Origin of the sequence: Bradyrhizobium sp., assembly GCF_019242285.1 — a bacterium.
Classification (GTDB): Bacteria; Pseudomonadota; Alphaproteobacteria; order Rhizobiales; family Xanthobacteraceae; genus Bradyrhizobium.
In genome coordinates this window covers 1-10,512 of record NZ_JAFAVV010000247.1, presented here as the reverse complement: position 1 = coordinate 10,512, position 10,512 = coordinate 1, and the positions used below count along the sequence as shown (strand labels likewise).

13 protein-coding genes are annotated in these 10,512 nt (G+C 64.9%); 12 read left to right on the top strand and 1 reads right to left on the bottom strand.

What is annotated here, in order from left to right:
• The 12 genes from JOY90_RS09600 to JOY90_RS09545 form a co-directional block, all read left to right on the top strand.
• On the top strand, positions 1 to 362 hold a 362-nt coding region (locus JOY90_RS09600; protein WP_291690900.1), incomplete at its 5' end, for an ATP-binding cassette domain-containing protein.
• Positions 363 to 397: 35 nt separating this feature from the next.
• Positions 398 to 1,231 carry an urease accessory protein UreD gene (locus tag JOY90_RS09595; protein ID WP_291690899.1) on the top strand — a complete coding sequence of 278 codons (834 nt, stop codon included), beginning with the start codon at positions 398 to 400 and terminating at the stop codon, positions 1,229 to 1,231.
• A gap of 27 nt (positions 1,232 to 1,258) precedes the next feature.
• Positions 1,259 to 1,561 carry an urease subunit gamma gene (locus JOY90_RS09590; protein WP_291690898.1) on the top strand — a complete coding sequence of 101 codons (303 nt, stop codon included), beginning with the start codon at positions 1,259 to 1,261 and terminating at the stop codon, positions 1,559 to 1,561.
• 18 nt (positions 1,562 to 1,579) lie between these two features.
• Positions 1,580 to 1,885, top strand: coding sequence for an urease subunit beta (locus tag JOY90_RS09585; RefSeq protein ID WP_011084271.1), 306 nt, complete (start codon positions 1,580 to 1,582; stop codon positions 1,883 to 1,885).
• A 129-nt stretch (positions 1,886 to 2,014) separates the two neighbouring features.
• The gene (locus tag JOY90_RS09580) at positions 2,015 to 2,488 is read left to right on the top strand and encodes an endonuclease domain-containing protein (RefSeq protein ID WP_291690897.1); all 474 of its coding nucleotides are present in this window, start codon (positions 2,015 to 2,017) and stop codon (positions 2,486 to 2,488) included.
• Between the two features lie 4 nt (positions 2,489 to 2,492).
• Positions 2,493 to 3,032: an HD domain-containing protein gene (locus JOY90_RS09575; protein WP_291690896.1), complete on the top strand. Its 540-nt coding sequence runs from the start codon at positions 2,493 to 2,495 to the stop codon at positions 3,030 to 3,032.
• Between the two features lie 52 nt (positions 3,033 to 3,084).
• The gene (gene ureC / locus JOY90_RS09570; RefSeq protein ID WP_291690895.1) at positions 3,085 to 4,800 is read left to right on the top strand and encodes an urease subunit alpha; all 1,716 of its coding nucleotides are present in this window, start codon (positions 3,085 to 3,087) and stop codon (positions 4,798 to 4,800) included.
• 40 nt (positions 4,801 to 4,840) lie between these two features.
• Positions 4,841 to 5,146 (top strand): putative quinol monooxygenase, encoded by a 306-nt coding sequence (locus tag JOY90_RS09565; RefSeq protein ID WP_291690894.1) that lies wholly within the window; start codon positions 4,841 to 4,843, stop codon positions 5,144 to 5,146.
• Positions 5,143 to 5,757, top strand: a complete 615-nt coding sequence (gene ureE / locus JOY90_RS09560; RefSeq protein WP_291690893.1) for an urease accessory protein UreE — start codon at positions 5,143 to 5,145, stop codon at positions 5,755 to 5,757. The genes JOY90_RS09565 and ureE overlap by 4 nt, the downstream gene beginning before the upstream one ends.
• On the top strand, positions 5,738 to 6,472 hold the full coding sequence (locus tag JOY90_RS09555; RefSeq protein WP_291690901.1) for an urease accessory protein UreF: 735 nt from the start codon (positions 5,738 to 5,740) through the stop codon (positions 6,470 to 6,472). The genes ureE and JOY90_RS09555 overlap by 20 nt, the downstream gene beginning before the upstream one ends.
• Positions 6,473 to 6,510: 38 nt before the next feature.
• Complete coding sequence (gene ureG / locus JOY90_RS09550; protein WP_291690892.1) at positions 6,511 to 7,143, top strand: urease accessory protein UreG; 633 nt, start codon at positions 6,511 to 6,513, stop codon at positions 7,141 to 7,143.
• A 311-nt stretch (positions 7,144 to 7,454) separates the two neighbouring features.
• On the top strand, positions 7,455 to 9,116 hold the full coding sequence (locus JOY90_RS09545; RefSeq protein WP_291690891.1) for an HWE histidine kinase domain-containing protein: 1,662 nt from the start codon (positions 7,455 to 7,457) through the stop codon (positions 9,114 to 9,116).
• A 129-nt stretch (positions 9,117 to 9,245) separates the two neighbouring features.
• Here the strand turns inward: JOY90_RS09545 and JOY90_RS09540 are convergent.
• A partial coding sequence (locus JOY90_RS09540) for an IS5 family transposase (RefSeq protein WP_291690890.1) occupies positions 9,246 to 10,512 on the bottom strand: 1,267 nt, incomplete at its 5' end.

The window sequence follows — 10,512 nt, the reverse complement described above, 5'->3', positions numbered from 1 at the left end:
CGGACGACGTGTTCTCGCTGTTTCCGGTGTTGGAATCGATGCTCGGCCGGCGCGGCGGTGACCTCTCCGGCGGCCAGCAGCAGCAGCTCGCGATCGGGCGGGCGCTGGTGATGCGGCCGAAGCTGCTTCTGCTCGACGAACCGACCGAAGGCATCCAGCCCTCGATCATCAAGGACATCGGCCGGGCGATCTCGTACCTGCGCAATCTCGGCAACATCGCCATCGTGCTGGTCGAACAATATCTCGACTTTGCCTGTGAACTCGGCGACAAGTTCGCGGTGATGGATCGCGGCGCGGTGAAGTTCACCTGCGACCGCGCCAATCTCGATCCGGGCGAGATCAGCCGCCAGATGGCGCTGTAGCACGTTCCGGTCTACCACGACCGGCCGGGGGAGGGATGCCGAGCGAGCAATCAGGCGCGTCTGCGGTCTTTGATGCGAACCGCGCCCGGGGCGCGGTCGCGTTCGAGGTCTGCCTGCAGGACGGCGTGACACGCCGCGGCGCATTGCATGAAGCGGGATCGCTGCGGGTTCGGTTTCCCTCGCCCGAGGACGCCGGTCTGTCGGCAGTGTTCGTCAACACGGCCGGCGGGATCGCTGGCGGCGATCGCTTTGATGTCGAGATCGCAGTCGGTGCCGGCGCACGGCTCACATTGACGACGGCCGCGGCTGAGAAGGTTTACCGTGCGCTCGGCGCGCCCGCCGAGCTCAACATCACGCTGAAGGTCGCCGACGACGCGGCGCTCGCCTGGCTGCCGCAGGAGACCATCCTGTTCGACCACGCACGCCTGTCGCGGCGGATCGACATCGACCTTGCCGAAGGTGCCTCGCTCCTGCTTTGCGAAATCCTGGTTTTCGGCCGCGCGGCCATGGGCGAGCGTCTGCGCCAGGGCAGCCTCGTCGACCGTTGGCGGCTGAAGCGGGGCGGCCGGCTCGTCTTCGCCGAGACGGTGCGGCTTGAGGGCGACATCGGCGCCCAGCTCGATAGGCCCGCGATCGCCGCCGGAGCGGGCGCGGTGGCCACGGCCTTGATGGTGCCCGGCGACGAGGCGCTGGTGGAACGAATCAGGGAAGTCTCCGACTCGTTCGGCGGCGAGGTCGGACTTTCCGCCTGGAATGGATTTGCAATGGCGCGCTTCTGTGCCCAAGATGTCGCGCGGTTGCGCGCCGACATGGTGGCGGTGCTCGGCCGCGCCGCGGGTCGTCCGCTGCCGCGGCTCTGGCTCAACTAGATCGATCGCAATTCATAGAGTGACGATATGAATCTGTCTCCCCGCGAAAAGGACAAGCTTCTGATCTCGATGGCGGCCATGGTGGCGCGGCGGCGGCTGGAGCGCGGCGTCAAGCTCAACCACCCCGAGGCGGTCGCGCTCATTTCGGATTTCATCGTCGAGGGGGCACGTGATGGCCGCACCGTCGCCGAACTGATGAAGGCGGGCGCGGAGGTCCTGACACGAAGCCAGGTGATGGACGGCATCCCCGAGATGATCCATGACATCCAGGTCGAGGCGACCTTTCCCGACGGCACCAAGCTCGTCACCGTGCACCAGCCGATCCGCTGATATGACGGAGGAAAGAACATGATCCCCGGTGAACTCTTCATCCAGGACGGGGAGATCGAGCTCAATGCGGGCCGCAAGACCGTCACGCTGACGGTGGCCAACACCGGTGACCGGCCGATCCAGGTCGGCTCGCACTATCATTTCTTCGAGACCAACCCGGCGCTGAAATTCGAGCGCAAGAAGGCCCGCGGCATGCGACTCGACATTGCGGCCGGCACCGCGGTGCGCTTCGAGCCGGGCCAGACCCGCGACGTCCAGCTCGTCGCACTCGCCGGCAAGAAGACGATCTACGGCTTCCGCGGCGACGTGATGGGGAAACTGTGATTTGTCGGCGCAAGGCGGCGGGTGGAGATGATCTGTTGTGAGGTGAGTGCGAGTGTCTCGCTCCCTCCCCCCGCCTGTCCGCCGAAACCTTGGCGAAGGCGGATGCGGGCGAGGGTTGGGGAGGGGGGTATGCCACACGACGAGGTTTCTCAATTTCAAAGAAGTCACGCCAGAGAACTCCGCCGCACAATGACGCGCGCGGAGACGCTTCTGTGGCGTCATCTCAAGGCCCATCGTCTAGCGCATCTGCGTTTCCGGCGGCAAATGCCGACGGGCAACTACATCGCGGACTGTGTCGCCCATAGCTGCAAACTCGTCATCGAGATCGACGGCGAGAGTCATGACTTCGAGGAGCGCATTCGTCGCGACGAAGTGCGTGACCAATGGTTCGCATCGCGGGGCTATCGGGTGTTGCGTTTCACGAATGATGACGTGATGCGGAATCTGGAAGGAGTCGCCCTCGCCATACTTCAGGCGGCGGAGCAAGCGGAACCCCCCTCCCTAACCCTCCCCCGCATCCGCCTTCGTCAAGGCTTCGGCGGACAGGCGGGGGGAGGGAACGCAGCGAGCGGTTCGGCTTGCGATCTTGATGAGGAAGCTTGAGCCGATGCTGAGTGGACTGCGCCTCGTCTCGGAAGCTGCCCAGCTTGCCGCGCATCGTCATTCCGGCCAGCAGCGCAAGGGGCGTGGGGACGAGCCTTATGTCAATCATCTCGCCGAGGTCGCGAATCTGTTGGCCGTTGCCACCGGTGGCGCCGACGCCGAGCTGGTTGCGGCCGCGTGGCTGCACGACACGATGGAAGATACCGACACCACGAAAGACGAGCTGACGCAGCGTTTCGGCCCGCGCGTCGCCGGTCTCGTCGAGGAGGTGACCGACGACATGACGCTGTCGAAGGACGAGCGGCGGCGGCTCCAGGTGGTCGAGGCGCCGACGAAGTCGGGCGGCGCCAGGCTGATCAAGATCGCCGACAAGATCTCGAACATCCGCGCCCGCATCTTCTTCGAGCCGAACCTGATGCAGCGCGTCGAGCTGATGGATTACGTCGCCTGGGCCGAGCAGGTGGTCGCCGGTTGCCGCGGCGTCAACGCGGCGCTCGATGCGATGTTCGATGATGCGGTCACGAAAGCCGGGAGCGCGATGTGAGCCTGCTGCCTGCGTCCTGGCGCCAGACAAGGATTGCCATTGGGGGTGAAAGATGTCCGTCAAGATAAAGCGTTCCGTCTATGCCGACATGTTCGGCCCGACCACCGGCGACAAAGTGCGGCTCGCCGACACCGATCTCATCATCGAGGTGGAGAAGGATTTCACCATCTATGGCGAGGAGGTGAAGTTCGGCGGCGGCAAGGTGATCCGCGACGGCATGGGCCAGTCGCAGGCGACCAACAAGCAGGGCGCGGTCGACACCGTCATCACCAACGCGCTGATCGTCGACCATTGGGGCATCGTCAAGGCCGACGTCGCGATCGAGGAAGGCATGATCAGCGCGATCGGCAAGGCCGGCAATCCCGACATCCAGCCCGGCGTGACCATCGTGATCGGCCCCGGCACCGACGTGATCGCAGGCGAAGGCAGGATCCTCACCGCCGGCGGTTTCGACAGCCACATCCATTTCATCTGCCCGCAGCAGATCGAGCACGCGCTGATGAGTGGCGTCACCTCGATGCTCGGCGGCGGCACCGGTCCCTCGCACGGCACCTTTGCCACCACCTGCACGCCGGGCCCCTGGCACATGGGACGTATGATCCAGTCGTTCGACGCGTTCCCGGTCAATCTCGGCATTTCGGGCAAGGGCAACGCGTCGCGTCCGGCGTCACTGGTCGAGATGATCAAGGGCGGCGCCTGCGCGCTGAAGCTGCACGAGGACTGGGGCACCACACCGGCAGCGATCGACAACTGCCTGTCGGTCGCCGACGACCACGATATCCAGGTGATGATCCACACCGACACGCTAAACGAATCGGGCTTCGTCGAAGATACGGTGAAGGCCTTCAAGGGCCGCACCATCCATGCCTTCCACACCGAGGGCGCCGGCGGCGGTCACGCGCCCGACATCATCAAGATCGCCGGCCTGAAGAACGTGCTGCCGTCCTCCACCAACCCGACGCGGCCGTTCACGCGCAACACCATCGACGAGCATCTCGACATGCTGATGGTGTGCCACCATCTCGATCCCTCGATTGCCGAGGACCTCGCTTTCGCCGAGAGCCGCATCCGGAAAGAGACCATCGCGGCCGAGGACATCCTGCACGACCTCGGCGCGCTCTCCATGATGTCCTCGGACTCTCAGGCCATGGGCCGGCTCGGCGAGGTCATCATCCGCACCTGGCAGACCGCCGACAAGATGAAGAAGCAGCGCGGCGCTCTGCCCGAGGACAAGGGCAAGGACAACGACAATTTCCGCGTCAAGCGCTACATCGCCAAATACACCATCAATCCCGCGATCGCGCACGGGGTGTCGAAGCTGATCGGCTCGGTGGAGAAGGGCAAGCTCGCCGATCTCGTGCTGTGGTCACCGGCCTTTTTCGGCGTCAAGCCGGACCTGATCGTCAAGGGCGGCTCGATCGTGGCCGCTCCCATGGGTGACCCCAACGCGTCGATCCCGACGCCGCAACCGGTGCACTACCAGCCCATGTTCGCGGCCTTCGGCAAGTCGCTGACCGCGTCCTCGGTGGTGTTCACCTCGAAGGCCGCGGCGACCTCTGGCCTTGCCCGCCAGCTCGGCATCGCCAAGAAGCTCTATCCGGTCCAGAATACCCGCGGCAAGATCTCCAAGAAGAGCATGATCCACAACGACGCGACGCCTGACATCGAGGTCGATCCGGAGACCTACGAAGTGCGTGCCGACGGCGAATTGCTGACCTGCGAGCCTGCCGAGGTGCTGCCCTTGGCGCAGCGCTATTTCATGTTCTAATGTCGGGCGGCATAAGCAAGAACAACGGGAGACGAATACCATGATCTATGTCATCGCCACCACGCCAATGAAGCCGGAAGGCCGCGAGGCCTTCATCAAGGGTCACAAGGACTGCATCGCCGAGACCTTGAAGGAGAAGGGCTGCGTTGCCTATGAGGGTCATGTCAGCGTCAATGATCCGAATCTCTACGTCGTGGTCGAGCGCTGGGAGACGCGCGAGGACCTCAACGCGCACAGCCGCTCGCCGCACATCAAGGTCTGGCGTGAATTGTCTTCGTCGCTGAAGGCTGCACCGACGGTGATCGAGATCATCAGCGACGCCAAGGTCGACAAGATTTCCGCATGATCCGCGCGACGAAGGTGCTGGGGCAGCATCGCTGGAACGAAGCCCCTGCCGACACCGTGGTGCTCGATTTCAACGACCGTCACCGGCGGCGGATGGCAATGACCGGCACGCGCGGCCTCGAGTTCCTGCTCGACCTCGAGAACGCGATCGCGTTGCGCGGCGGCGATGCGCTGGTGCTGGAGGACGGCAGGCTGGTCGAGGTCGTCGCGGCGCCGGAGCCGCTGCTCGAGATCCGCGGCGCCGATCCGCATCATCTGATCCGCGTCGCCTGGCATCTCGGCAACCGCCATCTGCCGACGCAGATCGTACCCAAGGGCCTGCGCATCCGCCGCGACCACGTGATCGAGGCGATGGTGAAGGGGCTCGGCGCCCGCGCCATCGAGATCGAGGCGCCGTTCGATCCGGAGGGCGGCGCCTATGCCGGCGGCGGCCACGGCCATGCGCATGCGGCGCACGCGCATACCGGGCACGATCACGTCCAGCATCATGACCACCGTCACGATCATGATCATCATGATCATGATCATCATGATCATGATGCGCATCTCCACCACGATCATGGCGGGCATGAGCATCACCACGGCCATTCCCATGCTCACGGGCACGACTGAGCCGAAGGCTCTGGCGCGGGAGGAGATGACCGAAGCCGAAGCTGCGGGCCTCTACCGGCTGTTGACCTGGCTGTCGCCGGCCTTTCCGGTCGGCGGCTTTTCCTATTCCAGCGGCATCGAATGGGCGGTCGAGGCCGGCGACATCGGTGACGCCGCAACGCTGCGCGATTGGCTCGCGGCAATGCTGGAGGATGGTTCGGGCTTTTGCGACGCGGCGTTCCTCGCCCTGGCGCATCGCGCCGTCGGCGCGGAGGACGCGCACGCCCTGCGCGAGGTCGCCGAGCTTGCCGCGGCCTTCGTGCCGTCGCGGGAGCGGCAGCTCGAAACCACGACCCAGGGCCGCGCCTTCATCGAGATCGCTCGTGCAGCATGGTCATGCGACGGCCTGGACCACGCAATTTCGAACTGCGGCGGCGTGATCGTTTATCCGGTCGCGGTCGGGCTCGTCAGCGCGGTGCATGACATTCCGCTGCCGCCGGCCTTGCACGCCTTCCTGCACGCGCTCGTCTCGAACTGGATTTCCGCCGGCAGCCGGCTCATTCCGCTCGGGCAGACCGACAGCCAGCGCGTGCTGGCGGCGCTCGAGCCGGTGGTCGCGGCCACGGCCGTCCGCGCCATCGCCGCGACGCTGGATGATCTCGGCGGCGCGACCTTTCGGGCCGATCTCGCGAGCTTGCGCCACGAGACGCAATATACGAGGTTGTTCCGGTCGTGAGTGTTGGCCGCGACGCTATTCCAGGGGGGAAGCACGCCATGTCAAAATCCCACGGTCCGCTCCGGATCGGCGTCGGCGGTCCGGTCGGGTCGGGCAAGACCGCGCTGATGGACCTGCTCTGCAAGTCGATGCGCGACCGCTATGACATCGCCGCGATCACCAACGACATCTACACCAAATGGGACGCCGAGTTCCTGGTCCGTTCCGGCTCCCTGACACCGGACCGGATCGCGGGCGTCGAGACCGGCGGTTGCCCGCACACCGCGATCCGCGAGGACGCCTCGATGAACCTTGCCGCGATCGCCGACATGCGCGGGAAATTCCCCGGTCTCGACCTGGTGCTCATCGAGTCCGGTGGCGACAACCTGGCAGCGACCTTCTCGCCCGAGCTTGCGGATTTGACGATCTATGTCATCGACGTCGCGGCCGGCGACAAGATTCCCTCCAAGGGCGGCCCCGGCATCACCCGCTCCGATCTGCTGGTCATCAACAAGATCGACCTTGCGCCTCATGTTGGCGCTTCGCTGGAAAAAATGCAGGTGGATGCAAGGCGAATGCGGGGCGCGCGGCCGTTCGTGATGACCAATCTCAGGAAGCATGAGGGGCTCGATCGCATCGTCCAATTCATCGAGTCCAAAGGCGGTCTTGCGCCGGCTCCCCGGCCGGCCTAATCGCCACCTCTCCGAGCGGTCCCACAGCCGGTCTGCCGACCGCGGCCCTGTTAACCATGCTGCGATCATCACGCGGGAACCGGATCGCCTTATGGCAGTTATCCACTTTCGGGTTCTGCCGAGGCTGAACCATCCTTGGGCAGCGCCGTTAATCTCTTCAGCCGACTTCGGTTGCGCAAGCATCATGGCTCGATCAAGATATCTCGTTGGATATGTCGCTGGTTGGTCCGTATTTCATTTTTCCCTTTGCTCCCGTGGCCGTCACCCCATGACCGTGCGCTGCCGCCAACCCGTCAACTTCGAGTAAGCGAGTGGTTCGGCTGGGATTCATCGTCGGCCTTATCGCGTTGATCGGGGCCCTGTTCTCCGGGCTTGCAGCCTATCGGGTGCATGAGCAGGAGCTGACCATCGAGGGCATCGCGCTGTCCCGCGCCATCGACGTTCACGCCAGCCTGGTGCAGGACCGCCTCACCGAGCGCGAGCTGCTGGCGCGCGTCGCCGCCGGCCTGTTCCGCACGCCGGCCGTGATCAAGGCCAACATGCTGCAGCCGCTGCGCTCATCGATCTATGCCTTCAAGACCGATTTCTCGATCGCAAGCTGGATTGCGCGCCTCAAGCCGAGCGAGCTCGATACCGCCCGCACGGAGCTTGCATCTGCGGGCTTCCCGAATCCCACCATCCGCAGTTTCGATGACAAGCCGCTCGACCGTCATGCGCTCGACAAGCCGCTCGACGTGCTGATGGACCTCGAGCCCCGCAATGCGGAGACCAGGGCCTATGCCGGCCGCGTGCTCGACCAGGCGCCGGTGATCGGGCCGATGCTGGCGCGCGCCATGAGCGAGGCCAAGCCGGTCTGCTCCGATCCGGTGCCGCTGTCGCGGCCGGACGGTGGTCCGATCGGCCTGATCCTGGCCGCTCCGGTCGTGCCCGAAGGCGCGACCGCGCCGGCGGGATTCGTGACTTTTTCCTACGAGCTTGCGCCGTTGATGCTCGCCAATGACGACCTTTCGCTGTTCGCGGTGGTGCTGAAGGATCCGCGCCGGGAGCGTGGCGAGCTGATCGCCAATGAGGAGGGCACGATCTCGTCGCGTACCGCGGAGCCTGGCGGACCGGCGCCGTCGGCGACGCGCACCGTGAGTTTCGGCAGCCGGGACTGGTCGCTGAGCTACTACGCCAAGACCAATGCCGAGAAACGCGCGGAGCAGACCGCCGCCATCGTCGGCGCGATCGGGCTCGCGCTGACCGGCATCGTCTGCGGCCTGTTCGGCTATGTCGCCTACAACAATTTGCGCATGAGCCGCGAGATCCAGGTGCGGATCGGCTTCGAGCGCCGGCTGACCGCCGTCATCGACGAGCTCAACCACCGCGTCAAGAACATCCTGGCAGTGATACAGTCGATCGTGACGCGGACGCTGCGCCATGGCTCCGACATCGACGTCGCGCGCGAGCTCCTGATCGGGCGCATCCACGCGATGTCGAACGTGGTGTCGCTGTTGAGCGAGAGCCAGTGGCAGGGCGTGCAGCTCAAGGGCCTGTTCGAGGCCCGGGCCATTCCCCATGCCGACCGCATCGCCGTGTCCGGTCCCGACATCTCCGTCAGCGCGCGGGCCGCGCAGAGCCTGTCATTGCTGTTTTTCGAGCTCGCCTCGCACTCCGACGAGGGGCTGTCGCTGGTCGGCAAGCATCCGCATATCCAGGCGAAATGGGAAGTGACCGGCCAGGAGCCCGACACCATGTTCAACTTCCGCTGGGAGGAGTCCAACACCAGCGAAGCGACGCGGCGCGCCGACAGCGATTTCGGCCTGATCCTGCTCGATCGCGTGGCGCCGGAGGCGCTGGGCGGCACCTCGAAGCGTTACTTCACCGAGTCGAGCTATGTCTACGAGCTCACGGCGCCGATGATGACCGTGGTCGACATGACCGAGCGCGACCGCACGGAGAAGTTCTCCGCACCGCTAAGGCTGGGCAAATAACAGAAATAGAGCCGCGCGCGCAGGATCGCTAAGGCGCGCAGGCGCCGTGCCCACCATCGATCGACAGCATTGCTGCGAATGGTGGGGCACGCTTCTGCCCTTCGTAGTCGTCCGTGAAGAACTGAGATTTCAGGCCGGACGGATCTCGGTTGCCGCAAACATCGTTAGCATGAGATGGCGCAGCAAAAGGCTGAGCCATCTGATGAGGCGGCGGAAGTTGTAGCCTGCGGCGGCAAGGACAGCATTGTTGGCGTCGCCCTGGCGGTACCAGAGGTAGTTGCGGTCCATCCGGTGTTCGGATTTGAGGTGGCCGATGACGGGCTCGATGGCGGAGCGGCGGCGCAGCTCGCGTTTGATCTTCGGGGTTACGCGCCGTTTCTGTCCTGAGGTGAACACCCTGAACTTGTAATCCGGTGGCGCGTTGTGGCCGCGGTAGCCCTTGTCGGCGAGGATGCGCTCGACGACGTTGCCGACGAGCGCCTCGATCCCCGGAATGACGGTAGCCAGCGTGTGACCATCATAGGGGTTGCCGGGCAGCGCCTTCACGTGCGTGACGAACTGGCCACCTTTGGCGTGCGCCAGCGTGGTGGCGACGGAGACCTTGACGCCGAACTCGTAGGGCCGGTGCGCCTTGCCTTTGCCGATGCATTCCACTTCCGGCGCGTGCAACGAATAGACCTTGGGGCCGCGCTGGCGCGGGGTCTGATCGCGCACCTGTCGAGCCAACGGCAAGGCCCGGTCGAACACCATGTGCTCCAGCCAAAGGTCGCCTTCGATCTTGCGGGTGACGTCGCGGATGACCCGACCGAGATAGGTTCTGAGCTTGTTCAAGGCGCGGTTGGCGCGCTTGAACTGCTTGGCATGGGCATAGCGCTGATGCTGGATCAGGGCGAACTTGCCGACCCGGGCATAGGACTGGCGCAGCTTGACGCCATTCTTTTGCGCCAGCCGGACCAGGATCTCGCGGGCGCGGTTCAACAGCCTGGCATCGGTCGGGAACATCACGTTCTTGGGCTGCACCGTCGTGTCCACGATGATGCGATTGAGATCGGCCGGCTTGATGGCATTGGTCTTGGCGGCGACCGAGAGGCTCTCCTGCAGCAAGGCCAGCAGCGTCTCCTCGCCCATGCGCTGGCGCCAGCGCGTCAGCGAGGAGCGGTCGAACACCAGCCGGTGCTGGAAGAACTCCTCGCCGCAGAAGAACTGATAATAGGGATTCTCCAGCCAGCGCTCGCACAACACCTCGTCAGAGAGGTCATAGGTGTGTTTGAGAATGGCGAGCCCCGCCATCAGACGGGTCGGCAGCGGCGGCCGCCCGGGCTTGTCCTCATAGACCGCGCCGAACCGCTCTTCGAGAAACCGCCAGTCGATCGACCGCGCCAGTTTCACCAGCGCG

What these genes read in the sequence shown, in the direction of transcription:
- JOY90_RS09595 (WP_291690899.1), top strand. Translation starts at nt 398, where the DNA reads ATGCCGAGCGAGCAATCAGGCGCGTCTGCGGTCTTTGATGCGAACCGC.
- JOY90_RS09590 (WP_291690898.1), top strand. Translation starts at nt 1,259, where the DNA reads ATGAATCTGTCTCCCCGCGAAAAGGACAAGCTTCTGATCTCGATGGCG.
- JOY90_RS09585 (WP_011084271.1), top strand. Translation starts at nt 1,580, where the DNA reads ATGATCCCCGGTGAACTCTTCATCCAGGACGGGGAGATCGAGCTCAAT.
- JOY90_RS09580 (WP_291690897.1), top strand. Translation starts at nt 2,015, where the DNA reads ATGCCACACGACGAGGTTTCTCAATTTCAAAGAAGTCACGCCAGAGAA.
- JOY90_RS09575 (WP_291690896.1), top strand. Translation starts at nt 2,493, where the DNA reads ATGCTGAGTGGACTGCGCCTCGTCTCGGAAGCTGCCCAGCTTGCCGCG.
- ureC (WP_291690895.1), top strand. Translation starts at nt 3,085, where the DNA reads ATGTCCGTCAAGATAAAGCGTTCCGTCTATGCCGACATGTTCGGCCCG.
- JOY90_RS09565 (WP_291690894.1), top strand. Translation starts at nt 4,841, where the DNA reads ATGATCTATGTCATCGCCACCACGCCAATGAAGCCGGAAGGCCGCGAG.
- ureE (WP_291690893.1), top strand. Translation starts at nt 5,143, where the DNA reads ATGATCCGCGCGACGAAGGTGCTGGGGCAGCATCGCTGGAACGAAGCC.
- JOY90_RS09555 (WP_291690901.1), top strand. Translation starts at nt 5,738, where the DNA reads ATGCTCACGGGCACGACTGAGCCGAAGGCTCTGGCGCGGGAGGAGATG.
- ureG (WP_291690892.1), top strand. Translation starts at nt 6,511, where the DNA reads ATGTCAAAATCCCACGGTCCGCTCCGGATCGGCGTCGGCGGTCCGGTC.